28 protein-coding genes are annotated in these 23322 nt (G+C 64.9%); 14 read left to right on the forward strand and 14 right to left on the reverse strand.

Annotated features, from left to right (window positions below):
- Positions 1 to 73 precede the first annotated feature (73 nt).
- From dapB to ACRCUN_RS13435, 5 genes are all read left to right on the forward strand, one after another.
- Positions 74 to 811, forward strand: coding sequence for a 4-hydroxy-tetrahydrodipicolinate reductase (gene dapB / locus ACRCUN_RS13415; protein WP_462142135.1), 738 nt, complete (start codon positions 74 to 76; stop codon positions 809 to 811).
- Positions 808 to 1275, forward strand: coding sequence for a hypothetical protein (locus ACRCUN_RS13420; RefSeq protein ID WP_462142136.1), 468 nt, complete (start codon positions 808 to 810; stop codon positions 1273 to 1275). Before dapB ends, ACRCUN_RS13420 begins: the two co-directional genes overlap by 4 nt.
- The gene (locus ACRCUN_RS13425) at positions 1272 to 1724 is read left to right on the forward strand and encodes a flavodoxin family protein (RefSeq protein WP_462142137.1); all 453 of its coding nucleotides are present in this window, start codon (positions 1272 to 1274) and stop codon (positions 1722 to 1724) included. The genes ACRCUN_RS13420 and ACRCUN_RS13425 overlap by 4 nt, the downstream gene beginning before the upstream one ends.
- 8 nt (positions 1725 to 1732) lie before the next feature.
- On the forward strand, positions 1733 to 2188 hold the full coding sequence (locus tag ACRCUN_RS13430) for a hypothetical protein (RefSeq protein WP_462142138.1): 456 nt from the start codon (positions 1733 to 1735) through the stop codon (positions 2186 to 2188).
- Between the two features lie 123 nt (positions 2189 to 2311).
- A complete protein-coding gene (locus ACRCUN_RS13435) occupies positions 2312 to 3622 on the forward strand; it encodes a cytochrome P450 (RefSeq protein WP_462142139.1) in 1311 nt (436 codons plus the stop codon).
- Positions 3623 to 3629: 7 nt separating this feature from the next.
- Here ACRCUN_RS13435 and ACRCUN_RS13440 read toward each other — a convergent pair whose 3' ends face one another.
- Both ACRCUN_RS13440 and ACRCUN_RS13445 read right to left on the reverse strand, forming a co-directional pair.
- A complete protein-coding gene (locus ACRCUN_RS13440) occupies positions 3630 to 4550 on the reverse strand; it encodes an HpcH/HpaI aldolase/citrate lyase family protein (RefSeq protein WP_462142140.1) in 921 nt (306 codons plus the stop codon).
- Between the two features lie 45 nt (positions 4551 to 4595).
- Entirely contained in the window at positions 4596 to 5333 is a 738-nt protein-coding gene (locus ACRCUN_RS13445) for an alpha/beta fold hydrolase (RefSeq protein WP_462142141.1), read from the reverse strand.
- A gap of 42 nt (positions 5334 to 5375) precedes the next feature.
- Here ACRCUN_RS13445 and ACRCUN_RS13450 point away from each other — a divergent pair, with 42 nt between their 5' ends.
- The 5 genes from ACRCUN_RS13450 (at position 5376) to ACRCUN_RS13470 (ending at position 9283) form a co-directional block, all read left to right on the forward strand.
- Entirely contained in the window at positions 5376 to 6176 is an 801-nt protein-coding gene (locus tag ACRCUN_RS13450; RefSeq protein ID WP_462142142.1) for a thymidylate synthase, read from the forward strand.
- On the forward strand, positions 6173 to 6649 hold the full coding sequence (locus ACRCUN_RS13455; protein ID WP_462142143.1) for a dihydrofolate reductase: 477 nt from the start codon (positions 6173 to 6175) through the stop codon (positions 6647 to 6649). Before ACRCUN_RS13450 ends, ACRCUN_RS13455 begins: the two co-directional genes overlap by 4 nt.
- An 89-nt stretch (positions 6650 to 6738) precedes the next feature.
- Entirely contained in the window at positions 6739 to 7461 is a 723-nt protein-coding gene (locus tag ACRCUN_RS13460; RefSeq protein ID WP_462142144.1) for a hypothetical protein, read from the forward strand.
- A gap of 8 nt (positions 7462 to 7469) precedes the next feature.
- Complete coding sequence (locus ACRCUN_RS13465) at positions 7470 to 8069, forward strand: TetR family transcriptional regulator C-terminal domain-containing protein (RefSeq protein ID WP_462142145.1); 600 nt, start codon at positions 7470 to 7472, stop codon at positions 8067 to 8069.
- Between the two features lie 14 nt (positions 8070 to 8083).
- Complete coding sequence (locus ACRCUN_RS13470) at positions 8084 to 9283, forward strand: winged helix-turn-helix domain-containing protein (protein WP_462142146.1); 1200 nt, start codon at positions 8084 to 8086, stop codon at positions 9281 to 9283.
- Here ACRCUN_RS13470 and ACRCUN_RS13475 read toward each other — a convergent pair.
- Positions 9263 to 10672, reverse strand: a complete 1410-nt coding sequence (locus tag ACRCUN_RS13475; protein ID WP_462142147.1) for an APC family permease — start codon at positions 10670 to 10672, stop codon at positions 9263 to 9265. The genes ACRCUN_RS13470 and ACRCUN_RS13475 overlap by 21 nt on opposite strands.
- A 32-nt stretch (positions 10673 to 10704) precedes the next feature.
- Positions 10705 to 11631 (reverse strand): proline iminopeptidase-family hydrolase, encoded by a 927-nt coding sequence (locus ACRCUN_RS13480; RefSeq protein WP_462142357.1) that lies wholly within the window; start codon positions 11629 to 11631, stop codon positions 10705 to 10707.
- A 70-nt stretch (positions 11632 to 11701) separates the two neighbouring features.
- On the opposite strand from ACRCUN_RS13480, the gene ACRCUN_RS13485 reads away from it, so the two are divergent.
- Positions 11702 to 12493, forward strand: a complete 792-nt coding sequence (locus ACRCUN_RS13485; protein ID WP_462142148.1) for a FadR/GntR family transcriptional regulator — start codon at positions 11702 to 11704, stop codon at positions 12491 to 12493.
- A gap of 377 nt (positions 12494 to 12870) precedes the next feature.
- On the opposite strand, the gene ACRCUN_RS13490 is transcribed toward ACRCUN_RS13485, so the two are convergent.
- From ACRCUN_RS13490 to ACRCUN_RS13520, 7 genes are all read right to left on the reverse strand, one after another.
- Complete coding sequence (locus ACRCUN_RS13490) at positions 12871 to 13074, reverse strand: cytidine/deoxycytidylate deaminase family protein (RefSeq protein WP_462142149.1); 204 nt, start codon at positions 13072 to 13074, stop codon at positions 12871 to 12873.
- 503 nt (positions 13075 to 13577) lie between these two features.
- Positions 13578 to 13943 carry a hypothetical protein gene (locus ACRCUN_RS13495; RefSeq protein ID WP_462142150.1) on the reverse strand — a complete coding sequence of 122 codons (366 nt, stop codon included), beginning with the start codon at positions 13941 to 13943 and terminating at the stop codon, positions 13578 to 13580.
- A gap of 9 nt (positions 13944 to 13952) precedes the next feature.
- Positions 13953 to 15326, reverse strand: a complete 1374-nt coding sequence (locus ACRCUN_RS13500) for a CdiA C-terminal domain-containing protein (RefSeq protein ID WP_462142151.1) — start codon at positions 15324 to 15326, stop codon at positions 13953 to 13955.
- 67 nt (positions 15327 to 15393) lie between these two features.
- Positions 15394 to 15678 carry a WXG100 family type VII secretion target gene (locus ACRCUN_RS13505; RefSeq protein ID WP_462142152.1) on the reverse strand — a complete coding sequence of 95 codons (285 nt, stop codon included), beginning with the start codon at positions 15676 to 15678 and terminating at the stop codon, positions 15394 to 15396.
- Positions 15678 to 16016 carry a WXG100 family type VII secretion target gene (locus ACRCUN_RS13510; protein ID WP_462142153.1) on the reverse strand — a complete coding sequence of 113 codons (339 nt, stop codon included), beginning with the start codon at positions 16014 to 16016 and terminating at the stop codon, positions 15678 to 15680. Before ACRCUN_RS13510 ends, ACRCUN_RS13505 begins: the two co-directional genes overlap by 1 nt.
- A gap of 146 nt (positions 16017 to 16162) precedes the next feature.
- Positions 16163 to 16747 (reverse strand): acyl-CoA-like ligand-binding transcription factor, encoded by a 585-nt coding sequence (locus ACRCUN_RS13515; protein WP_462142154.1) that lies wholly within the window; start codon positions 16745 to 16747, stop codon positions 16163 to 16165.
- Complete coding sequence (locus ACRCUN_RS13520) at positions 16744 to 18207, reverse strand: FAD-dependent monooxygenase (protein WP_462142155.1); 1464 nt, start codon at positions 18205 to 18207, stop codon at positions 16744 to 16746. The genes ACRCUN_RS13515 and ACRCUN_RS13520 overlap by 4 nt, the downstream gene beginning before the upstream one ends.
- A gap of 88 nt (positions 18208 to 18295) precedes the next feature.
- Here ACRCUN_RS13520 and thyX point away from each other — a divergent pair, with 88 nt between their 5' ends.
- The 3 genes from thyX (at position 18296) to ACRCUN_RS13535 (ending at position 21696) form a co-directional block, all read left to right on the forward strand.
- Positions 18296 to 19048, forward strand: coding sequence for an FAD-dependent thymidylate synthase (thyX, locus tag ACRCUN_RS13525; RefSeq protein ID WP_462142156.1), 753 nt, complete (start codon positions 18296 to 18298; stop codon positions 19046 to 19048).
- Positions 19049 to 19162: 114 nt separating this feature from the next.
- Entirely contained in the window at positions 19163 to 20011 is an 849-nt protein-coding gene (dapA, locus tag ACRCUN_RS13530) for a 4-hydroxy-tetrahydrodipicolinate synthase (RefSeq protein ID WP_462142358.1), read from the forward strand.
- An 8-nt stretch (positions 20012 to 20019) separates the two neighbouring features.
- On the forward strand, positions 20020 to 21696 hold the full coding sequence (locus ACRCUN_RS13535; protein WP_462142359.1) for a ribonuclease J: 1677 nt from the start codon (positions 20020 to 20022) through the stop codon (positions 21694 to 21696).
- On the opposite strand, the gene ACRCUN_RS13540 is transcribed toward ACRCUN_RS13535, so the two are convergent.
- The 3 genes from ACRCUN_RS13540 to ACRCUN_RS13550 are packed head-to-tail and all read right to left on the reverse strand — an operon-like array spanning position 21693 to position 23256.
- On the reverse strand, positions 21693 to 22118 hold the full coding sequence (locus ACRCUN_RS13540; RefSeq protein WP_462142157.1) for a hypothetical protein: 426 nt from the start codon (positions 22116 to 22118) through the stop codon (positions 21693 to 21695). The genes ACRCUN_RS13535 and ACRCUN_RS13540 overlap by 4 nt on opposite strands.
- On the reverse strand, positions 22115 to 22942 hold the full coding sequence (locus ACRCUN_RS13545) for a mycofactocin-coupled SDR family oxidoreductase (RefSeq protein ID WP_462142158.1): 828 nt from the start codon (positions 22940 to 22942) through the stop codon (positions 22115 to 22117). The genes ACRCUN_RS13540 and ACRCUN_RS13545 overlap by 4 nt, the downstream gene beginning before the upstream one ends.
- A complete protein-coding gene (locus tag ACRCUN_RS13550; RefSeq protein ID WP_462142159.1) occupies positions 22942 to 23256 on the reverse strand; it encodes a putative quinol monooxygenase in 315 nt (104 codons plus the stop codon). Before ACRCUN_RS13550 ends, ACRCUN_RS13545 begins: the two co-directional genes overlap by 1 nt.
- Positions 23257 to 23322: the final 66 nt, after the last annotated feature.

The following is a 23322-nucleotide window of genomic DNA, read 5'->3' on the forward strand; positions in this document are numbered from 1 at the left end:
TAGTTCGAACCGCCGACAGGTAATCGTGGCCTACACGGATGCCCGGCGGGTTCGGCGCAGTAGGCTCCCAGCCATGCGAGTTGGTGTTCTGGGTGCAAAGGGCAAGGTTGGCGCGACCATGGTGCAAGCGGTCGAGGCCGCTGAGGATCTGACGTTGTCAGCCGGAGTCGACGCCGGTGACGAACTCAGCCTGCTCACCGAGTCTCAAACCGAGGTGGTCATCGACTTCACGCACCCGGATGTGGTGATGGACAACTTGAAGTTCTTGATCGACAACGGAATTCACGCAGTCGTCGGCACCACGGGGTTCACGTGGGAACGCATCGAACAGGTCGAGGCCTGGCTCAAGGACAAACCGGAGTCCGCAGTCCTGATCGCGCCGAACTTCGCGATCGGCGCCGTGCTCTCGATGCATTTCGCCAAGCAGGCCGCTCGGTACTTCGAGTCCGTCGAGGTCATCGAACTGCACCACCCGCACAAGGCAGACGCCCCCTCCGGCACCGCGGCGCGTACCGCGAAGTTGATCGCCGAGGCACGAAAAGGGTTGCCGCCCAATCCGGATGCCACGAGCACCGGCCTGGAGGGCGCGCGTGGTGCCGACGTCGACGGTATTCCGGTGCACTCGGTGCGGCTTGCCGGATTGGTGGCCCATCAGGAGGTGCTGTTCGGCACGCAAGGGGAGACTCTGACGATCCGTCACGACAGTCTGGACCGATCGTCATTCGTGCCGGGCGTCCTTCTGGCCGTGCGGAAGGTGGGCGAACGGCCGGGTCTGACCATCGGTATTGAGCCCCTGCTCGACCTGTCGTGAGCGAGAGCGCGCGTTCGCTGCGCATCCAGTTCCTGATCGGCTTCATGTGTCTGGCGCTGGTCGTGTACTTCCTGATGCTGGGCCGCACCGCGTTCGCGTTCATCACGTCGGGGGAGCCCGCGGCGATCGGGCTCGGGCTCGCATTGCTGGTCTTCCCGCTGATCGGCGTCTGGGTGCTGTTCTCGACGTTGCGGGCCGGATTTGCTCATCAACGCCTCGCCCGTCTCGCGCGTGAACGGGGGATGGAGCTCGACCTGAGTGCGTTGCCGCGCAGGCCATCTGGCCGCATCGAGCGCGACGCGGCCGACGAGCTGTTCGTCACCGTCAAGACCGAACTGGAAGCCGACCCCGACAACTGGGTGCGGTGGTACCGATTGGCGCGCGCGTACGACTATGCCGGGGACCGCACCCGAGCCAGGGAGACGATGCGAACCGCGGTGCGGATGCAGGAAGCGCAGCAATGAGCAAGCTGCTCGTCGTGCATCACACGCCGTCACCCGCCACGAGGGAATTACTCGCAGCGGTGCTGGCCGGAACTCACGATCCCGAGATCGGCGGTGTCGAGATCGTGCCTCGCCCCGCGCTCGCAGCAACCATCACCGACATGCTCGAAGCCGACGGATACCTGTTCGGCACGACCGCGAACTTTGGTTACATGAGCGGTGCACTCAAGCATTTTTTCGACACCGTTTACTACCCGGTGCTTGACCACGTCGCCGGCCGCCCGTATGGATTGTGGGTGCACGGTAACAACGACACCGCGGGCGCGGTGATGGCCGTGGACCGGATCGTCACCGGACTTGCGCTGGTGAAAGCGGCTGAGCCGCTGGAGGTCACCGGCGCGGTAGATGCCGCAGTGCGAGAACGGGGCTACGAACTGGGCGGCACGTTGGCCGCGACTTTGACGGAGTAAGGAGAGCCATGCCGGGGATCGCCGAACTTGCACTTGGTGCCGCACCGATCGCCGGAGGTGCGATGCTCGGGGTGATCGCGGGCAATCTCAAGCCGCCGGATGTACGGGGCATGATCGCCAAGGACATGGATCTTCTGGAACGGCTTCCCGCCGAAGACGTCGAACTGCGCGCACGGCTCAAGGCCAACATCGACGAGCGAATCAGCGATCTGATCATGGCTGGTGAGCGCAGCCGCGAACTCCGCGAGGCCGCGATGTCTTACCGCGGAAACTGGCGTGACATCGTCGTGTTCATCTGCGCGTTGCTGTTCACGTTCATATGGTGGAACGTCAGCCACAGCCGGGCAAACTGGCTCGTTATGTTCATCGCGATGATCATCGTTTCGGTCGCAGCGGGCATCTATGCCGGCAGGGGTGTGCTCCGGGCCGTGCGGACGTTCCTGCACCGCAACGACGCAGGCTGACCAAAGCCGCTAGTGCTCCAACCCTGAAAAACTTACCCTGCACGGTAATGTTTTCCGTGGTTGGATATCTGGGTGACCGCCACACAGCCGATATCCCGCTCTCTTCCAGTGGTTTCCGGCAGCATGCCGGTTCTTGGCCATCTCCCAGAGTTTCTGCGCGCGCCGGAACAACTGTTCTGGCGCGGGCACAGCGAGCACGGCAACCTCTTTCAGATGTCCATGCCGGGTTCGAAAGCTGTCGTCCTGCTCGGGCGCGACCTGAGCGACTTCTTCTTCAAGGAGACTGACAACCGGCTCGCGATCGAGACTGCCTATCCATTCTTCTCTCGGATGTTCGGCCCGGATTTTTACTTTCTGGGCGGCGTCGAGCAGTGGAAAAGGCAGCGAGATGTGGTTCTGCCCCGCTTCCGCGGCCACGTGATCGACGAGTACGTCCGGATCATGGACGACGAGGCGTCGCAATTCGTTGCGTCGTTGGGTGACAGGGGTGAGTTCGTCCTCACCGAGGAATTCGGACCACTGGTGATGCGAATCGCGGCTCGGGCGTTCCTGGGTGACGAGATCGCAAGGGTGTTGATTCGCGATGGCTTCTTCGACGACTTCCGCCAGTTCAGTAGGGGCATGTCGTTCTACCTGCCGGGTTGGCTTCCGATTCCCAGGATGATTCGAAGCAGGCGGGCTCGCAACAGTTTGCGGAAATCACTAAGGGAGATGATTCGGGTGCGCCGCCGCGAACCACTTGCGCCGCCCGACTTCCTGCAAACCCTGTCGGAATCGCGTTATCCGACAGGCGAACCGGTGCCCGACGAGGTGTTGGTCAACTTCGTGCTGTTGTTCTGCTGGGCCGGACATGAGACGACGACCGGTCACCTGGCGTGGGCGTTGGCCGACCTGATCGCCCACCCCGACGCGTTGGAGCGAGCCGTTGGCGAGGCACGCACTCTGTTCGAGCATGAAACCGTCGACCTGCCGGCAATGAAGGCGCTGGAGTTCACCGCCAACTGTTTGCACGAAACGGAACGACTCCACCCAGTCGCGCATATCTTGGCCCGGCAGGCCGTGACCGATATCCAACTGGGCGAGTTCACCATTCCCGCCGGCGCGTTGGTCTTCGCAGTACCGTCCGTGACGCACCGGTTAGCCGACGAATACTCTGCTCCGGACGAATTCCGACCGGACCGGCTATCCGGGCCAGACGGGCGGGCGGTGCGGTCATCGCTCATCGGATTCGGCGGTGGCGCACACCGCTGCCTGGGAACGAACTTCGCATACCTGGAAATGCAGATCATCGCTGCCCGGCTTCTCGCTGCGTTCGATCTCGAAATGCCCGACGGAATGCCCGCTGCGATGGCAGGGGCGGGCACCACGAAATGGCCTGCGGGCCCGTGCATCGTGCGATATCGGCGACGAGCCGATGTGGTGGCCGCTTCGTGAGCGCCGATCAGTAGTGATACGTGTCAGACGGGGCGGGCACGTGGTCGGGGTCGTCGGTGTACTCGGGTTCGTGAATGCCGTATGCCTTGGCCAGATCGAGGATCTTGTTCGCGCGGGCAATGCGCGGCAGGTCTGAGCCGTTGCGGATTTCGCCGCCGTCGCGCTGAAACTCGGCGAAAAACTCTTTGGCCCAGCTGATTTCATCCTGTGACGGCGACAGGCCTTCGTTGACCGTCGGGCATTGATCCGGAGTGAGGCAAATCTTCCCGGTCATACCGAACTCGGCCGACACGGCGGTGGCTTCCGAGAGCCTGAGCGCACTGGAACCGACGGTCGGTCCGTCGATCGCGCTGGGCAGATGTGCGGCCTTGGCGGCGATCGTGAAACGCGAGCGGGCGTACGCGAGGGTGGCGGGATTGTCACCGAACCCGGTGTCACGACGGAAGTCGCCGATGCCGAACGCGAGCCGGAAAGTACCTTTGGCAGACGCGATCTCGGTGATCCGCTCGAGTCCGCGCGCGGTCTCGACGAGCGCGACGATCGGGATGTTCGGCAGCCGCTTGGCGGTCTCGGTGACATGGTCGACGGACTCGACCATGGCCAGCATGATCCCGCCGACGGACGTGCCGGTGAGCATCTCCAGATCGTCGGCCCACCACGGGGTGCCGAAACCGTTGACCCGGACCCAGTCGCTGTTGCCGTCGGCCAGCCAGCGGGTCACGTTGTCACGGGCCGCCACCTTGTCCTTTGGGGCGACGGCGTCCTCGATGTCGAGCACGACGATGTCGGCGCGTGACCGGGCCGCCGGGGCGAACCGCTCGTATTGCGCACCGTTGACCAGCAGCCAACTGCGGGCGAGTACCGGGTCGATGCGGAACCCCGGATCAGCTCCGGCGTCTGGGTCATTGGTGACGGGCTGGTCGTACACGGGGTCAATCGTCGCCTACGGCCCGGCCGCCGGGCAAAGCAGGGTTCAGCCCAGACGGGCCCCGAAGAAACTCTCCATCGCTTCCCAATGCTGCTTGGCGGCCGCCGCGTCGTACGGCGCGTTGTCGGGAACCGCGAAACCGTGTGCGGCATCGTACATTTCGATGGTGTGCTCGACACCCGCGGCGGACAGCGCCGATTCCAGTGTCTTGGCATGCTCGGGGGTGAACGACGCGTCGTCCTTGGCGCCGCCCACATAGACCGCGGCCTGGATCTTGTCGGCCAGCAGATGCGGGCTGCCCGGATCGTCCGAAGCCAGCCCACCGCCGTGGAACGACATGGCGGCCGCGACGCGCTCGGGCACCCGACCGGCGACCACCAGCGACGTGCGACCACCCATGCAGTAGCCCGTGGTGCCGAACTTGCCGTCCACGACGTCCGGGCGTTGCTCCAGATAGTCGAAGAACGCCGCGGCGTCGGCGGCCATGATGTCGGGGGTGACCTTCGAGATCATCGAGAACAGCCGGGCCCGCTCGTCCTGGTCTTTGAACACGGTCGCCATCTCGAACGGCGCCCACCCCGCGTCGCGGTAGTACACGTCGGGTACCAGCACCGCATAGCCTTCGTCCGCGAGCTGGGTCGCCATCTCGTCGAACGTGGCCCGGGCACCGCCGGCGTCGGGGTACATGACCACACCGGGCCACGGCCCACTGCCGTCGGGGGTCGCGAACGTGACGGTGCAGGTGCCGTCGGGCGTGCTGATGGAGTCCTTGATGGTCGGCATGGCTTCCGTTCTACTCCTAGGCGCTGCACGTAAGCTGAGTGAGTGCCGATCCAGACGCCCTACGAGGACCTGCTTCGCGTGGTGATGGAGCGTGGGACACCCAAATCAGACCGCACCGGCACCGGTACGCGCAGTCTGTTCGGTCATCAGATGCGATACGACCTCGCCGCCGGCTTTCCACTCATCACCACAAAGAAGGTGCACACCAAGTCGGTCATCTACGAGCTGCTGTGGTTCCTGCGCGGCGACTCGAACGTCCGCTGGCTGCAGGAGCACGGCGTCACCATCTGGGACGAATGGGCCAGCGACACAGGTGAACTGGGCCCAGTTTACGGCGTGCAGTGGCGGTCGTGGCCGACGCCGTCGGGCGAGCACATCGACCAGATCAGCAATGCGCTGGAGCTGCTCAAACGCGATCCCGATTCGCGCCGCAACATCGTCTCGGCCTGGAACGTCGGCGAGATCCCGCAAATGGCGCTGCCGCCGTGCCACGCGTTCTTCCAGTTCTATGTGGCCGACGGCAAGCTGTCCTGCCAGCTCTACCAGCGCAGCGCGGACCTGTTTCTCGGCGTGCCGTTCAACATCGCAAGCTATGCGTTGCTGACGCACATGATGGCCGCGCAGACCGGCCTGGGTGTCGGCGAGTTCGTCTGGACCGGCGGGGACTGCCACATCTACGACAACCACGTCGAGCAGGTGAGCCTGCAACTGAGCCGGGATCCCCGGCCGTACCCGGAACTTGTTCTGGCACCGCGTGATTCGATCTTCGATTACACCTACGAGGATGTGGCGATCGTCAACTACGATCCGCACCCCGCGATCAAGGCCCCAGTCGCGGTATGACTGTCGGCCTCATCTGGGCGCAGTCGGGCACCGGCATCATCGGCCGCGACAACGGCATTCCGTGGCGACTGCCCGAAGACCAGGCCCGATTCAAGGAACTCACGCTGGGCCACACCGTGGTGATGGGCAGGCTCACGTGGGAATCGCTGCCGGCCAAGGTTCGCCCGCTGCCGGGGCGGCGCAACGTCGTCGTCACGCGCGACGCGGCATACCGCGCCGAAGGAGCGGAGGTGGTCACCGACCTGCCCGACGACCTCGACGGCTGGGTGATCGGCGGCGCGCAGATCTATGCCATGGCGCTGCCGATCGCCGACCGCTGCGAGGTCACCGAGATCGACATCGATCTGCCGCGCGACGATCATGATGCGCTGGCCCCTGTCCTCGACGAATCGTGGGTGGGAACCGTTGGCGAATGGCAGACCAGCACGTCGGGTCTGCGGTACCGGTTCTGTAGTTACGGGCGCGGGATGTAGTCAGTGAGGTATCCGCGACGTTTCCCTGGCACCGGAATAAGACGACCGGTCACTTTGTCTGAATGTGCACTACGACGAAAGGGTGCGACATGAAACTTCTCGACGAGGTGCTTGGTGCCTACGGCGGTGTCGATCGCTGGCGCGACGCCACGTCGATCACGATCCATCAGCGGGTAGGCGGCGTGCTGTGGCCGTTGAAGGGCGTGGACGGCATCATCAACGACTCCACGGTGCGCATCGACCTCCACGAGCAACGCGCCTGGCATTGGCCCCTGCCTGGTCCCGGGTTCCGGTCGTCGTTTCGCCCGGCCGTCGTCGCCATCGAAACCGACGCGGACAACCCCGAGGTTGTCGAGAGCTTGGCGGCTCCCCGCGACTCGTTCGCCGGTCACACGCTCGAGACGCCATGGACACATCTGCAGCTGGCCTACTTCGCCGGCTATGCGATGTGGACCTACTTGTCGGAGCCGTTCTCACTGACCCTGCCGGGCGTCGAGACCGAAGAACTCGGCACCTGGGCAGAGGATGGTCAGACGTGGCGCCGACTGGGCATCCGTTACCCCGAAACCATCGCCACCCACAGCCGCGACCAGGTGCTGTACGTCGATTCCGACGGTCTGCTGCGCCGCCGTGACTATCAGGTCGACATCGCCGGCGGTTCGCCGGCCGCACACTACGCCGACGACCATCGCGAGTTCGGCGGCCTCGTCTTACCCGTGAAGCGGGTGGTGTACGGGCGCGACGGGAACGGTCAGCGGATCCCGGAGCCGATCACCGTCACCATCGACATCGACGACGTGACCATCGAGTGAGGAGTGCTGTGCCGAAGCCGAGTTTGCGCGACGCGCTGCTGGACGCCGCGTTCGACCAATTGCATGCCGGTGGCTACTCCGCAACCGGTGTGGCCGCGATAGCGGCGGCCGCCCACGCTCCAAAAGGCTCGTTCTACAACCACTTTCGGAGTAAAGAAGCGTTGACGATCGAGGTTCTCGAACGGTACGGCCTGACCCGTCGGCTGGATCTGCTGGCGGACGATGCGGTGACGCCGACGCAACGCATCCGCAACCACCTGGCACATCTGAGGCAGGATCTGGCCGCCCACGATTACCGTCGCGGATGCATGTTCGGAAACTTCGCGGCCGAGAATCCGGCAGGCGCGCCCTCCGTCACCGCCACGGTGGCCGCGTCGTTCGACGCGTGGCGCGGCGCCCTGGCCGAGGCGATCCGCGCCGGCCAGGTCACCGGTGATTTCGATTCCGGTATCGACGCCGAGAATGCGGCGGCGTTGATCGTCGACGCCTGGGAGGGCGCCGCCCTGCGCGCCAAGGGCCTCGGCGACGGTTCACCTGTCGACAATGTGATCGACTTCGTGTTCAGCCGCGTCCTCGTACCGCCTGCCGACAACTTGTCGGTGGGTTGAGGAACGATGACGGGGTGGCCACTCTCACTACCGCACAGGCCCGGCGCGTCGCTGTCGCCGCGCAGGGGTTTCACGAATCCCGGCCGCGTGGCCCGGTCACTCGCACCAATCTGCGCCGATTGATCTCGCGCATCCAAGTGCTGCAGCTGGATTCCGTGTCGGTAGCGGTGCGCGCCCACTACGCGCCCGTCTTCAGCCGGCTCGGGCCGTATGACCGTGACGTGCTCGACCGCGCGGCCTGGGCGCACAGCGCCCGGTCGCCGCGGCTGTTGGTGGAGTACTGGGCACATGAGGCCGCGTTGATGGCGGTCGAGGACTGGCCGCTGCTGCGCTGGCGCATGCGCGAGTACACGCACGGCCGCTGGGGGACGGAGATCGTCAAGAAGAACCCGAAGCTTGCCGAGGACATCGTCGCGGCCGTCGCCGAGTTGGGCCCGTCAACGGCCGGTCAGATCGAGGCGCACCTCGAGGCCGAACCCCGCGGCCGCAAAGGTCCGTGGTGGGACCGCAGCGAGACAAAGTGGGTCGCCGAGGCGCTGTTCGCCGCCGGGGTCCTGACGACGGCGACGCGCGTCGGTTTCGCACGTCATTACGACCTCGCCGAGAACGTGCTGCCGCCCGAGGTGCTGGCGCGCGAAGTCGGTGACGACGAGGCCATCCGCGAGTTGACGCTACGAGCCGCCACCGCGCTCGGGGTCGGCACCGAAGCCGATATCCGTGACTATTTCCGGCTCGGCGCCAAACAGGTCAAGCCCGCGATCGCCAAGCTCGTCGCCGACGGCGAACTGGAACCCGTCGACATCGACGGCGCCCCCGCTTACCTGCGGGCCGGGCAGATCGTGCCGCGCCGCGACCGCGGCACCGCGCTGCTGTGCCCGTTCGATCCGTTGATCTTCTTCCGTCCTCGAGTCGAGCGGTTGTTCGGCTTCCACTACCGCATCGAGATCTACACCCCGGCCCCGAAGCGCCAATTCGGTTACTACGTATGGCCATTTCTGCTGGACGGCGAGTTGGTGGGCCGGGTGGATCTCAAACGTACGGATGGCGCACTGCAGGTGCTCGGTGCATTCACCGAGGACGGCCAGGACCGGTCGCGTGTGGCGACGGCCCTGGCCGCGGAGCTGACGTCGATGGCTGGCTGGTTGGGTGTCGACGCGGTCGAGGTGGGGGACCGCGGTGACCTCGCCGGCTCGTTAGGCTCGGTCCTCGGCTAACTCGGGCACCCCGCGGCCACGAACCATGTTGGCGCCGAACACGATCCCACCGATGATCAACCAGACGATGCCGCCGATCTTGGCCAGCGCGTCGGCATTGATCAGCACGTAAGCGATGATCACGAAGCCGACCGCCGGAACCACGAGGTGCAGCAGATAATTCTTCGACTTCTTGCGCACGACATAGAACCAGATCACCGACGCGTGCAGCATGCAGAACCCGAACAGTGCGCCGAAGTTGACCAGTGAGGAGATCAGGCCGATCTGACCGACGAAGAACAGCACGAGCACCAGGCTCAGCGCGCTGACGACGAGGATCGCGGCGAACGGAACCTTGCGCGAGCTGATCGTGGACAAGACGGCGGGCAGCTGACGGTCACGGCTCATCGAGAACAACAACCGGCTGGTGGCGGCCTGGGCGGCCATGGCGTTCGCGAAGCCGACCGCCAAGACGTTGACGACGAAGAACGCGTTCATCCAGCCGGTGCTCGACGCGGCCTGTACCAGCAGGAAGAAGGCGTTGCCCACCTCGTCATCGCCGAACGACGCCCGGCCGCCGGCGAGCAGGCTTGCCAGCCAGGTTTGGACGATGAACAGCGAAGCAACGACGAACAGCGCGATGATCATGGCGCGGCCGGCCGGGTTCTTCTTACCGGTCGATTCCTCCGCAAGGGTCGAAATACCGTCGAAGCCAAGGAAACTCAACACGGCGATGGACAGTGCGGCCGCGATGAGCGGTGCGTTGACCACATCAGAGTTCCAGATCGGCAGCGTGCTCCAGCCGACGTCGGGAAGTGACTGGCCGTTGATGGCCCGCACCGCGATGATCACGAACAACACCACGAACACGAGCTCGATCGCCAGGAACACCCGGTTGACGATCTTCAGCGACCCCACGCCGAGCAGGTTGATCACGGTGTTGACGACGACGAAGACGATCGCCCACACCCAGCGTGGTGTCCCGGGGAACAGGCCCACCATCGATTCGGCGGCGAAGACGTAGAGCAGGGTCGGGATCAGCAGGTAGTCCAGGAGAATCGCCCAGCCGGCGAAGAAGCCGAGCCCGGGGTGAATGCCGCGGCCCACATAGGCGAACACCGAGCCGGCGAGCGGAAACGACTTGGCCATCTGGGCATACGCGAGCGCAGTGAACACCATTGCGATGAGGCCGATGAGATAGACCAGCGGCACCATGCCCGATGCGCTGTTGTAGACGGTGCCGAAGATGGTCCACGGTGCGATCGGGACCATGAAGACCAAGCCGTAGACGACGAGGTCGACCGTCGAGACCGATCGGCTCAATTCCTGTTTGTAGCCGAATGATTCGAGACTGCGCTGGCCCTCACCGGTGGTGAGGGGGCCGGTGGCCGGGCCTGTTTCTGTTGCCATGGCGATCCTGTCGGGTCGAGGGGTGGTGGGGGTCAGACCCGGGCGGCGGCCAGATCGTGCTGCTGCAGGAACTCCGCGATGACCGCGCGGAACTCCTCGGGTTGTTCGAGGTGTGTGCAGTGGCTGGTGTCGGAGAAGACGTGACTGCGGACGTCGGGGATAAGCTCGACGTAGGGCTGCCAGGTGGCCGGGGTGGCCTCGTCGAACTCACCGGCGACGACGAGCACCGGCGCGGTGACGGACGGCAGCCGATCGATGATGCTCCAGTCACGCAGCGTGCCGATGACGTGAAACTCATTGGGGCCGTTCATCGTGTGATACACCGTCGGCTCTGCTTCCATCTGTGCTTCGCTGTCGGCGAAGTCCAAGGGCATCGGCACGACGCGGCAGACATGGCGACGGTAGAACTCCTGCGTCGCGGCGAGATACTCCGGATCGGTGACGGTGCCGTCGGCTTCGTGGCGTTGCAGTGCCGACCGGGTCTCCGGTGGCAGCTGCGCCCGGAGTTCGGCGGCACCCTCGACCCAGAGTTGCATCGAGGCGGGGGAGTTGCAGATGGCCAAGGACGCCAAACCCTCGGGCGCGGCCACCGCGATTTCCGCGCCGAGCATGCCGCCCCATGATTGCCCGAGCACGTGGTAGCGGTCGATGCCCAGTGCCGTGCGCACGGTGTGGAACTCCTCGACGAATAGTTCCGGAGCCCAGAAATCGGTCGGCGCATCGGGTAGGTGGGTGCTGTTGCCGCAGCCCAGTTGGTCGTAGTGGATTACGGTGCGTCCGGTTTCGTCGGCGAGGGCCGCGATGTTCGCGACGTAGTTGTGGGCCATGCCGGGCCCGCCGTGCAGGACGAACAGCGGTAGCGCGTCGGGGTTGACGATTTCGGGCGTTGTGACCTGAACCCAGGTTTCGTACTCACGGAAGGGCACCATGCGGGTGGAACGAGGCATGCGGGCTAGCATGAAGTGGTAATGGTCTCGCCGCAAGACCATTAATCAGTTTTTAACAATTGGCTTCGATACTGTGTGGACCATGGGGGAACCGGACAGGCAGACGACCCATCCCACCGGCGCAGGCGCGCCCGGTCTGCTCGAGCGCGAGCTCGAGTTCCCCTCGCGGGTCGACGAGATCACCGACCGGCTCGTCACGGCGATCGCAGTCGGCGAGTATCTGCCAGGGGCACGGTTGCCCGCGGAACGTGAACTCGCGGCGTCCCTGCGGGTGGGACGGATGACGGTGCGCGCGGCGCTGGCCCGGTTGGTCGAGCAGGGCTTGGTGGAAACGCGGCGCAGTGGCCGGGGCGGCGGCACCTATGTGCTGCAGCAATGGCCGGAGTCGTCGACAGCGGCCGTCGGCAGGACGCTGACCATGCGAGCCGACGAATTGCGGGACCGGTGCGACGCGATCTGCCGGATCCACGGCGCGGTGTGCCGGGCCGCGGCCGAGTCGCGGACCGACCGCGACGTCGCCGTGTTGCGCGAACAACTGGAGGCGTACCGGAACGCGCAGAGCGGTCTGGCGTCTCAGCAGGCAGACAGTGCACTGCACCTGGCCATCATGGATGCGGCCCGCAACCCGGTGCTCAAGCAGGTGCTGCTGGACCTGGAGTCCTCGGTGAGCATCGGCGCTCCCGCCCACATGTGGGGCGAGCAGGAAACCATGCACGACATGGAGCTAAGGGCGTTGCGCGACCACGAGGCACTCATATCGGCGATCGCCGACGGCCGCGGTGACGACGCAGAGGCGTTGGCCCGCACCCACGTCGCGATCGACTTCGAACACATCTCGGCGGCCATGCGCCGCGCCGGGGTGCTCGCGGACTAGGGCTCCGGTCGTTGGTTGCGCCGACCAGCTTTTCGCCGAGATTGACACCAGGGTCGTGATTTTCGTCGTTCAACAGCCCTGGCGTGGATCTCGGCACTGAGGCTTCAGTTGAGCGGGATGGCATTGTCGTCCTTCGATTCCTGGTACTGCTCGGAGAGTGCCGCGTAACGGGCGCGGATCCGCTGCTCCTGCTCGCGCAGCGGTTCGGAGTCGATCAGATCCGGTATCGCGTACGCGGTCCAGAACGCGTTGGTATGTCGGTATCCGCCCGGCTCCAGCCCGAATAGCTCTTTGAGGATCTTCAGGTCATGGGGGATCGCGAAGGCGTCGCGCGAATCCTTATGGCTAAAGAGGTAGTAGAAGTTGTCGAAGCCGGCTCACGTGATCGCCGACATGCACATCGTGCAGGGCTCGTGAGTGGACAGGAAGATGAGCTCTGCTGTCGACGGGTGTTCGGGCAGCTCGTAGAACTGCTTCAAGGTGTGGACTTCGCCGTGCCACAACGGGTTCTGCGTCTCGGCGTTCGTGCCAGCAATCACCAACGACAGGTCCGACTTGCGCAGGATCGCCGCGCCGAACACCTTGTTGCCGGCAGCGACGCCCTGCTCGGTCAGCGGTAGAACGTCGTGTTCGGATGACGTCGAGTAGGCGGCTGGCGACGTTCGGCGGCATGGTCGACCTTAAACCGGGGTCCCGGTGCGGTGCAGGATCGACGACCTCGAGGTCCTCTTCCGGCACGGTCACCAATGCTCACGTCGTTCCGTCGGATTTCACGAACTCGTATGCCGCGCAGATCAGGCTTGCGAACTTTCGTGTGGTCGTCGATGTCTTCTGGGTCCGTCCTCAGCTCCGGATAGGGCACATATGCGTCCGCGTCCTCGAAAAGTACTTCTAGAATCGCGAACACATCGTCCGCAAGTATTCTATGGTCGGCCCCGATTGCGCTCATGCATGGCATTTTCAAATTCGGGTGCACTGCTCTTGTCTGAAATAAAGCCGTCTATCAGTGAGAGGAACTTTGAGATCTCGGGCAAGTGGATGGGCCGTGATGCCATGTGAGGCTTACTCTTCTTGACGTCTCCGGTCATGCGGTTCCAGAGTGTGCAAGCTTCCTCTGAAGATTGAACACCAAGAGGAGGTCGTATCCTCCTATATTTTCAATTTTGTCGAATATGCTCCGCGCAGTTTGTTCTTCCCTGGCCTTATCGTTGCCAAGGTCGCGAATGGTAGCAAGGATAGGGTAGGAGCTGAACGGCATACCAAAATCATCGTCGAATTCATGTTGCATCTGAACTTCAATAACAGCGTTGGAGAGGCGGGCTCCGTACGTTATGGAGTTATGTACAGTTTGAATCGGGCTGATCTCGACGCCGGCTGCAACGCTGAGGTCGTTGATTAAATCTTGATCCGGTCTCTTCGTTCGAATAAATATCTGATGATACGCGGTCATCTTGGTCTCCTATGGCCAAACAATTTCCCAGCCGTCCCCGACGATTCTGATGCTAGTCATCCGTTCTGGGTTAACCCCAAGGAACCTATCCAATCCACGCCGCGCTTCTTCCTGGCTGATTCCGCTGCCTCTTCCGTCGATTATGGCATTGTCAGCCTGTCCCTTCGCGCTATTTAGTGCATTCTTGACCGTACTGTTCGACGCGTCTTCTCCTAGAGTTTTGAATTCGGTTGGTTTCCCATCGACGATGGCATCCGGCGTGCGTTGGCCAGGAGTCTCGGCTTCTTTTACGGATCTGACCTCCTTACCTTCATCCGCAAGAAGATCTGCGACCTTCCGTTCTTCCGGGCTGAACGGCTTCGCGGACTCGTCGATGGTTCCTCGTCTTGGTGGCGGCTTGGGGCCGGGATTCTGCTCTTCCGGCTTGCCCTTGCGTCCCAAATCCTTGATTCGTTGCAGCCGTTGACGCACAGCCGCGACATCGTGGGCTTTCTTCACGCCCGCGCTAATGTTCTTGGAAATCTTCCACGTACTAAGCGCGGTACGGATGATGCCAGCGTATCTTTTGACTGCCTCGGCTGACTTGGCCGCCGCAGCCACGGCCCCGGCGCCCACACTTACAAACGAGGCAGCGATTCCGATCAAAGCGGTTAGCGCTATCTCTACGGCCAACTGCTCTAGAATACCCTTCAGGTTTCCTCGCAATTCGTCGAGTGCAGCCCGGTATTCCTTGCATGACTGGGATAATTCCTCGCATCCGTCTAAGACCGCCTCGGCGGCATCGCGGAGTTCGCGCAGGTCTTTGGCGATGTAGTCCATTTCCGGCGTCACGGTTTCGCTGAAACGGCCGGCGCTGAGTTCGAGTGATTCGACAATCGTGGCAGTGAGCCGCGCCGTCGCCAGACGTCCCCACGCGCCCGCCGCTTTGTCGATCTTTTCGGTGTTGCCGTCGGGAACGGGAACTCCGATCTGCTCAACCAATCCGAGCATTTCGATTAGCCCGGTGCCTGGTCCGCCCGCAGCTGGCGGTGCCGTGAGTTCTGCGGCCTCGCTTGTCGGCTCGGGTGGGCGTTGCGGCGCGGGGCCAGCACCCGGAGTGGAGTTGTGCTCTTTGACGGCATGGTTGTACCCGGCTTGGATGAGAACTCCGCCGTAGTTTTCCAGCGCCGCGATCAAGTCGTTGGCAGCACCGAGCACTTCGCCAGCTCGCGCGTCATAGGACTTTGCCCATGCCATCCCGTCGTCATCGCTGCCTGCCATTGCCCCGGTATCGCCCAAGCGGTCGACTACCGATTGGAACGACTTGTACACGTCACCAGCCAGTTCGAATAGACGGTTCCCGACCCCGTAGAACGTCTCCGGATCGACATCCTGAACGGTCAAATGGGATACCTCCGCCGACCGCGCGCCGACTCGTGTCCATGGGCTGGCCTACCGGCTGTCGCGAGCGTCATGACAGCATCGCAATGTTGAGTTGAACGGCCTCGTTGTAGTTGCGGTATGCGTTGTCTGCAGCCTGCCGCAGCTGTGTCAATGCCTCTCGCGTCTGCGTTGCCGCGGCGGTCCACTCGGCATGCTGAGCGCGGTGTGCCGCGGCTGCATCGCCCGACCAACTCTTCTGCAGCTGTGCGACTTGCTCGTCGATCCGGCCGGCGATCGCTTCGGCGCGCTGCTCGAAAGCTTGCAAGGCCTCGACAAACGCCAGGAGTTCGTCGAGCTCTACGCGGTACCGCATCACAGTCCCATCTCGAGGGCCGGCGCCTCGAGCGCCTCGGCGGAATTTGTGTCTTGTTCTGCGTATGCAACTGCGGCTTGTGCGAGGTCCCGTGATGACTCGGCGAGTGCGTCCACTATCTGCGTGGCGCCCTGGTGCCAGTCCTCCCAGAGCGGCGTATATGCCGACGCAGCAGCACCTGACCAGCCCTGTGAGAGGTTCCGCCATTGTTGGATGAGGGCGGATAACTCTTGCCGAAGCTCCTCAGCGTCGTTGCTCAGCGCATGAGCGATGTTGAATGCAGCGTCGGTATCGACGTTTAGTTGTCCCACCCCGCCCCCAGAGCCCGATACAGTCACTTCCGAGATTAGTACGTGGTCAGCAGTGGTTCAGACACCAATTTCGCGATAGGCCACACTGTTCGGAACGTCCGCCCGATAAGCCGTTGCCCGCCGCCCCAGACGACGTCGAACGGAGTGCTGGGCCAGCCGACCTTAATGCCGGCTCAGCCCCGCGGCGTCACTCCCGCTTCCAGCGCCGCGAATGCCTCATCGACAAACATGACGAGATCCTGGCCGTCGTCGGCCGCCCATGCGGTGATCGCAGGCGCGACCGTGGCCAGTGCAGCCGAGGCTTGCACGATGCAGGACAAGTCCGGGGCGTCCAGACCCGCGCGACGGGCGAGCGCGCGGGCGAACAGCTCCCGGGTTTCGTCCTGCGCCACGGTATTTCGTGCCCGCAGCGTGGGATTCGCGAGAATCAGCCGAGTGCGCTGCAGCAGCGCGTCGTGATCGGTGGGCAGGATGGCCTGCAGGCCCACCCGGACGGCACGGTGAATCGCCGTCAGGGGCGGTTCGTCGGCCGGCCTGGCCGCGATCAGCTCCTCGATCATGGGGTCGTACTCGTCGTACTCGACGACCTCCTCCTTGCGGGGGAAGTACCGGAAGAACGTCATGTGCGATACGCCGGCCGCCGCCGCGATGTCCTCGACAGTTGTTGCGTCGTAGCCATTTTCGGCGAACAACCGCAGCGCATGTTCCTGGATGGACTGGCGCGTGGCCGCCTTCTTGGCTTCCCGCCAGTCCGTCATGGCCGGCCCAATGCGGTGTCCAGCCAAGCCTGCAAGTCAGCCGGGTCGGAGCCGAGCCACGCCAGGTGTCCATCGGGCCGGATGAGTCGTGCTTGCGAGGTGTCCGCGCCGTCGTGCAGCGCGGTGACGTCGCCAAGTCGGTCGCGTGCCGCGTCGGCGTACTCCGGCGCGCCGAGCACCGCCCATGACGGGCCGAGCGCCTCATACAACCGCACTGCCGACCCGTCGGCGGCTACGCACTCCCGGTCAGCTACCCGGTCGCCCGGACGTATCCCGGGCGACCACCGAGACGCACCCCACGGACCACGCCGATACGAAACCTGAAGCTGTGACGACTTTTCGGCGATGAGCCGCCGCATCCATGCCCGGTTGAGCAGTGGAACCGCGATGTGGTCCCGGATGAACCGCGCCGTCCGGCCCGGCCCGGCCACGATCTCGGTCAGGCCACTCGTCGTTTTCAGCACGTCGCTGGCGATCGGGCGTCGTTCGGCCTCGTAGGTGTCCAGCAGTTGCGCATCGGCCCGGCCCGTCACGACGAGTGCGAGCTTGAACGCCAGGTTCTCGGCGTCGCCGATGCCGGTGTTCATCCCTTGGCCGCCGAACGGGCTGTGGATGTGCGCGGCATCGCCGGCGAGCAGCACTCGACCGCGCCGGTAGGCGTCGGCGAGGCGGCGATGAATCCGGAACGACGACGTCCAGACGATCGAGTCGATCGTTCCTTCGGTCTCCTCGGCGAGCCGCGACCCGAGGTAGCAGGCGATGTCGTCGGCCGCCGGGTCGTCGGGCACGCCAGGAGGAGCCGGCGTCATCAGCCGCCAGAGATTGTCACCGGGCAGTGGGAATGCGGCGAGCAGCTTCTGCCCGCGAGCCCACGCCGTCGCGCCCTCGCGGGTCTGATCGATTGCGGCGTGGACATCGGCCAGCAGGAAGCGTTCGATGATCGGCACCCCGGGGAACCCGATACCGGCCGCCTTGCGCACGACGCTGTGTGCCCCGTCCGCGCCGACAACCCAGCCGCATCGCACGTCGGTATCGGTGACGCGCAGCGTCACGCCGTCCGGGCCGGCTGTGAGGCCGGTCACCGGCATGCCCCACTCGACGGTGCCACCGAGTTCGGTCAGTCGCTTCCGGAGCGCACCCTCGATGTCGGCCTGCGACATCAACAGCGCAGCGGGCCCGTGCAGGCGGACGGGCCGCCCGATCGGCAGCATTGCCAACGGCCGGCCGTCGACGTGGACGGCCACTCGCGCAACCGGCAACCCATGCTCCGGGAGATCGCCCAGCGCGCCGAGCCGATCGAGGACCTCGACCCCGCGGGGTTGCAGCCCGAGGGCACGCGACGTCACGGCGGGTCCGTCGGCCTTGTCGAACACCCGCACCGTGACGCCGGCGGCCTGTAGGGCACAGGCCGCCGCCAAGCCGCTCGGTCCGGCTCCCACTACGACGACATCGACTGTCATGTCAGCTCCTGATGTTAGTAACTAACATGTTAGGTGACTAACATCAGTCGGGCAAGGCGCGCGCCGATCGGGACACTAAGGTGAGGCCGTGGCCGACATCGCGCCGCTGCGCGTACAACTGATCGCCAGAACCGAGTTCTCGGCGCCGCCTGACGTTCCATGGGAGACCGACGCCGACGGCGGATCCGCGCTCGTGGAGTTCGCCGGCCGGGCGTGCTATCAGAGCTGGTCGAAGCCCAATCCGAGGACCGCGACCAACGACGCTTACATCCGCCACATCATCGATGTCGGGCATTTCTCGGTTCTCGAGCATGCGTCGGTGTCGTTCTACATCACCGGGATCTCGCGGTCTGCGACCCACGAATTGATCCGCCACCGGCACTTCTCGTACTCGCAGCTGTCACAGCGGTACGTACCCGAACACGATGCCGAGGTGGTCGTGCCACCGGGGTTCGAGGACGATCCGGAGCTGGTCGAGATCTTCACCGCTGCCGCCGACGCGAGCCGCGCCGCTTACACGGAGTTGCTGGCACGGCTCGAAGCCAAGTTCGCCGATCAGCCCAACGCTGTCCTGCGTCGCAAGCAGGCCAGGCAGGCCGCCCGAGCGGTCCTGCCGAATGCAACCGAGACCCGCATCGTCGTGACCGGCAATTACCGGGCGTGGCGCCATTTCATCGCCATGCGGGCCAGCGAGCACGCCGATGTCGAGATCCGCCGCCTCGCCATCGCGTGCCTGCGGGAACTGGTCGCCGTCGCCCCGGCGGTGTTCTCGGATTTCGACATCTACACGCTCGCCGATGGGACCGAAGTGGCAACCTCGCCTTTGGCCACGGAGGCTTGACGGAGTGGCCCGCCGGTATCGCGACAGAAGCGTGACAACGACCGGGTAATCTTGGTGCCCGTGAGCACCAGCGCAATTGACGTAACCGCCCAGTTGGGCACCGTGCTGACCGCCATGGTTACGCCCTTCAAGCCCGACGGCTCACTCGATCTTGACGCTGCCGCACGCCTTGCGGCCCATCTGGTGGATTCCGGATGCGACGGGCTCGTGCTGTCCGGCACGACCGGTGAATCGCCGACCACCACCGACGACGAGAAGCTCGCGCTGCTGCGCGCTGTGCTCGAAGCCGTCGGCGACCGGGCCCGCATCGTCGCCGGTGCAGGCAGCTATGACACCGCCCACAGCGTGCACCTGGCGAAAGCCTGTGCCGCGGAGGGCGCGCACGGATTGCTCGTCGTCACCCCGTATTACTCGCGGCCGCCGCAGGCCGGCCTCATCGCGCACTTCACGACGGTGGCCGATGCCACCGAGCTGCCGGTCCTGCTCTACGACATTCCGCCGCGCTCGTCGATCCCGATCACCTGGGACACCATGCGCACGTTGGCCACGCACCCGAACATCGTCGGCGTCAAGGACGCCAAGGGCGATCTGCCGGGCGGCGGGCAGATCATCGCCGAGACCGGCCTGGCGTACTACTCCGGCGACGACGCGCTCAACCTGCCGTGGCTGGCCATGGGGGCGGTCGGGGTCGTCAGCGTCTGGGGTCATCTCGCCGCCGGTCAGCTGCGAGACATGTTGTCGGCGTTCAACTCCGGTGACATCGCCACGGCGCGCAAGATCAATGTCGCGCTTGCTCCGCTCGCGGCAGCCCAGGCGCGGCTCGGTGGCGTCACGATGTCGAAAGCCGGGTTGCGGTTGCAGGGCTTCGAGGCAGGCGAGCCGCGGTTGCCGCAGATCCCCGCGGCAGCCGACGAGATCGAGGCCTTGGCCGCCGACATGCGAGCCGCGGCGGTGCTCAGGTAGTGACGGTAGTGAGCGCCGAACTCCCGCCGCCCGCGCCTCTGGCCCCAGGAGGTCTGCGGGTCACCGCACTGGGCGGAATCAGCGAGATCGGCCGCAACATGACCGTTTTCGAGCATCTTGGCCGGCTGCTCATCGTCGACTGCGGTGTCCTGTTCCCCGGGCACGACGAACCCGGAGTCGACCTGATCCTGCCGGACCTGCGTCATATCGAGCATCGCCTCGACGATGTCGAGGCTTTGGTGGTCACGCACGCCCACGAGGACCACATCGGCGCAATCCCTTTTCTGCTGAAACTGCGGCCCGACATCCCGGTCGTCGGTTCGAAGTTCACGATCGCCCTGATCCGGGAGAAGTGTCGCGAACACCGCATCAAACCGGTGTTCGTCGAGGTGGCCGAGCGGCAGAGCAGCACACACGGGGTATTCGAATGCGAGTACTTCGCGGTCAATCACTCGATCCCGGGATGCCTTGCCGTCGCCATACACACCGGTGCGGGCACCGTCCTGCACACGGGTGACATCAAGCTCGACCAGCTGCCACTCGACGGCCGCCCGACCGACCTGCCGGGAATGTCGCGGCTCGGTGATTCGGGTGTCGACCTTTTCCTCTGTGATTCCACCAATTCCGAGCATCCGGGCGTCAGCCCGTCGGAGAGTGAAGTCGGCCCGACGTTGCACAGGTTGATCCGCGGTGCCGAGGGCCGGGTGATCGTTGCCTGCTTCGCCTCGAATGTCGATCGCGTGCAACAGATCATCGACGCCGCCGTGGCGCTCGGCCGTCGGGTGTCGTTCGTCGGCCGGTCGATGGTGCGCAACATGGGCATTGCGCGCGAGCTGGGATACCTGCGGGTCGACGATGCCGACGTCCTGGATATCGGTGCGGCCGAGATGATGCCGCCGGACCGGGTTGTGTTGATCACCACCGGTACTCAGGGCGAGCCGATGGCGGCACTGTCCCGGATGTCGCGCGGCGAGCATCGCAGCATCACGTTGACGGCGGGCGATCTGATCATCCTGTCGTCCTCACTCATCCCGGGCAATGAGGAAGCCGTCTATGGCGTGATCGACTCACTGGCCAAGATCGGTGCCCGGGTGGTCACCAATGCCCAAGCGCGCGTGCACGTTTCCGGCCACGCCTATGCCGGCGAACTGCTGTTCCTCTACAACGGCGTGCGGCCGCGCAACGTCATGCCGGTGCACGGAACGTGGCGGCATCTGCGTGCCAATGCCGCGCTGGCCGCCCGCACCGGGGTACCGCCGGAGAACATCGTGCTGGCCGAGAACGGGGTCAGTGTCGACCTCGTCGCGGGCCGGGCGTCCATATCCGGGGCCGTCACGGTCGGAAAGATGTTCGTCGACGGCTTGGTCACGGGTGATGTCGGTGATGCGACGCTCGGCGAACGGCTCATCCTCTCTTCGGGCTTCGTGGCCGTGACGGTCGTGGTGCATCGCGGCACCGGACGCCCCGCCGGCCCCGCACATCTGTATTCCCGTGGGTTCTCGGAGGATCCGAAAGCGCTTGAGCCCGTGGCCCGCAATGTCGAACGCGAGCTGGAAAGCCTTGCGGCCGACAACATCACCGATCCCACACGGATCGCCCAGGCGGTGCGCCGCACCGTCGGCAAATGGGTGGGGGAGACATACCGCCGGCAGCCGATGATCGTGCCGACGGTCATCGAGATCTAGGCCGACAACAACAGGATTCCACCGGTCAACAGGGCGATGACCTTGACGGCCTCCAACGCGACGTACGCGTAATGCGCGCGCGACCGCGGCGCATCGCTGCCGGCCAACACGGCATCCGACCGGCGCGTGAGGCGGGGCCGCACCGCGAGCAGTTGAGCGGCCAGCGCGACCACCGCGAGCCCGACCGCCACGTTGACCGAAGTCGACGGGGGATCAGCCGCCAGTGCGATCAACATGACCACGGCGAAGAGGATCTCGACGGCGTTGAGGGCCCGGAACACCAATCGTCCGATACCGAGGCCGATCTGCAGCGTCACCCCCGGCGCCCGGAACTTCAGCGGCGCTTCCACAAAGGAGATCGCCAGCACCATGCCGAGCCACACGAACGACACGGCGACGATGATGGCCGCGGTGGTGCTCATCGCTTGTTCACGATGCCTGCGTCCACCGGAAGTGTCACCCCAGTGACATAACGCGCCTGATCGGACACCAGCCAGGCGACCGCGTTGGCGATGTCCTCGACCTGTACCACCTGCACGGGAAGTGCGTTTCCGAAATCCGTCGGCGCGTTCAACTCCTCGGACACGTGTTTGAGCCACTGCCGGGTGAACTCGTTGTTGATCATCGGCGTATCGACGCCTGTGGGATGGATTGAATTGACCCGGATGCTATGTGGGGCAAGGAAATTGGCATAGGCGCGCATCAACCCGACGACGCCGTGTTTGGCCGCGGTATAGCCGAGCGACCCGCGGTCGCCGCCGCCGACGCCGATCAGGCCGGCGGCCGAGCTGATCAACACGATCGACCCGCCGTCGCCCTGCTCGACCATCGTCGGAATCGCGACTTCGACGGTGTGGTGCACGCCGGTCAGGTTCACGTCGACGACGTCGCGCCAGCCGTCAGCGCCGGACTGCATGGGGGCGATGCCGGCATTGGCGACGACGATGTCGAGGCGGCCCAGCGCGTCGACACCGGCCTGAAGCGCCGAGGCCAGCGCGGCCTCGTCACGGACGTCGGCCGCAGCCGCGACGATCCGCGCGCCGGTGTCCTCGACGAGTTTGACCGTCTCGGCCAGGTCATCCGGCGTCGCCATGGGGTAGGGGACCGAGGCGATCTGATCGCACAGGTCCACCGCGATGACGTCGGCCCCGTCGGCGGCCAGCCGGATAGCCTCGGCGCGGCCCTGACCGCGCGCGGCACCGGTGATGAACGCGACCTTGCCCTTGAGGGGACCGTCGGTGGGCATTAGGGCCGCAGCTGACCCTTGGCCGGGTCTCCGGCGACGACCGGCTGCAGCACCTTGATGTCCGGCGCGCCGTCGAGCAGTTCGCCGACCGTGCCGAACAGGGTGCCGACCGCGGGCGCCGAACTGTGGGTCTTGAGTGCGTCGGCGTCGGCCCACTGCTCGACGAACACGAACGTCCCGTCTGCCTCGTGCAGTGAATAGAGCTCGCATCCGGGCTCGTCGTGCACCGCCTCGATGGCTTTGGTGCAGGCCTCGCGGACCGCGTCCACGGACTCGGGCTTGGCCTTCATGGTGGCGACGACGACAACAGGCATATGAGCAGAACTCCTCGATGAGTGCCAAAGCTGGACGAGTGTCCACCCTACCGACAAACAACCTGA

This window comes from Mycobacterium venezuelense, from assembly GCF_054919535.1.

What these genes read in the sequence shown, in the direction of transcription:
- ACRCUN_RS13545 (WP_462142158.1), bottom strand. Translation starts at nt 22,942, where the DNA reads ATGCCCACCGACGGTCCCCTCAAGGGCAAGGTCGCGTTCATCACCGGT.
- ACRCUN_RS13455 (WP_462142143.1), top strand. Translation starts at nt 6,173, where the DNA reads ATGACTGTCGGCCTCATCTGGGCGCAGTCGGGCACCGGCATCATCGGC.
- ACRCUN_RS13540 (WP_462142157.1), bottom strand. Translation starts at nt 22,118, where the DNA reads ATGAGCACCACCGCGGCCATCATCGTCGCCGTGTCGTTCGTGTGGCTC.
- ACRCUN_RS13485 (WP_462142148.1), top strand. Translation starts at nt 11,702, where the DNA reads ATGGGGGAACCGGACAGGCAGACGACCCATCCCACCGGCGCAGGCGCG.
- dapA (WP_462142358.1), top strand. Translation starts at nt 19,163, where the DNA reads ATGGTTACGCCCTTCAAGCCCGACGGCTCACTCGATCTTGACGCTGCC.
- ACRCUN_RS13550 (WP_462142159.1), bottom strand. Translation starts at nt 23,256, where the DNA reads ATGCCTGTTGTCGTCGTCGCCACCATGAAGGCCAAGCCCGAGTCCGTG.
- ACRCUN_RS13430 (WP_462142138.1), top strand. Translation starts at nt 1,733, where the DNA reads ATGCCGGGGATCGCCGAACTTGCACTTGGTGCCGCACCGATCGCCGGA.
- ACRCUN_RS13425 (WP_462142137.1), top strand. Translation starts at nt 1,272, where the DNA reads ATGAGCAAGCTGCTCGTCGTGCATCACACGCCGTCACCCGCCACGAGG.
- ACRCUN_RS13475 (WP_462142147.1), bottom strand. Translation starts at nt 10,672, where the DNA reads ATGGCAACAGAAACAGGCCCGGCCACCGGCCCCCTCACCACCGGTGAG.
- dapB (WP_462142135.1), top strand. Translation starts at nt 74, where the DNA reads ATGCGAGTTGGTGTTCTGGGTGCAAAGGGCAAGGTTGGCGCGACCATG.
- ACRCUN_RS13460 (WP_462142144.1), top strand. Translation starts at nt 6,739, where the DNA reads ATGAAACTTCTCGACGAGGTGCTTGGTGCCTACGGCGGTGTCGATCGC.
- ACRCUN_RS13480 (WP_462142357.1), bottom strand. Translation starts at nt 11,631, where the DNA reads ATGCTAGCCCGCATGCCTCGTTCCACCCGCATGGTGCCCTTCCGTGAG.
- ACRCUN_RS13445 (WP_462142141.1), bottom strand. Translation starts at nt 5,333, where the DNA reads ATGCCGACCATCAAGGACTCCATCAGCACGCCCGACGGCACCTGCACC.
- ACRCUN_RS13505 (WP_462142152.1), bottom strand. Translation starts at nt 15,678, where the DNA reads ATGCGGTACCGCGTAGAGCTCGACGAACTCCTGGCGTTTGTCGAGGCC.
- ACRCUN_RS13520 (WP_462142155.1), bottom strand. Translation starts at nt 18,207, where the DNA reads ATGACAGTCGATGTCGTCGTAGTGGGAGCCGGACCGAGCGGCTTGGCG.
- ACRCUN_RS13435 (WP_462142139.1), top strand. Translation starts at nt 2,312, where the DNA reads ATGCCGGTTCTTGGCCATCTCCCAGAGTTTCTGCGCGCGCCGGAACAA.
- ACRCUN_RS13495 (WP_462142150.1), bottom strand. Translation starts at nt 13,943, where the DNA reads ATGACCGCGTATCATCAGATATTTATTCGAACGAAGAGACCGGATCAA.
- ACRCUN_RS13515 (WP_462142154.1), bottom strand. Translation starts at nt 16,747, where the DNA reads ATGACGGACTGGCGGGAAGCCAAGAAGGCGGCCACGCGCCAGTCCATC.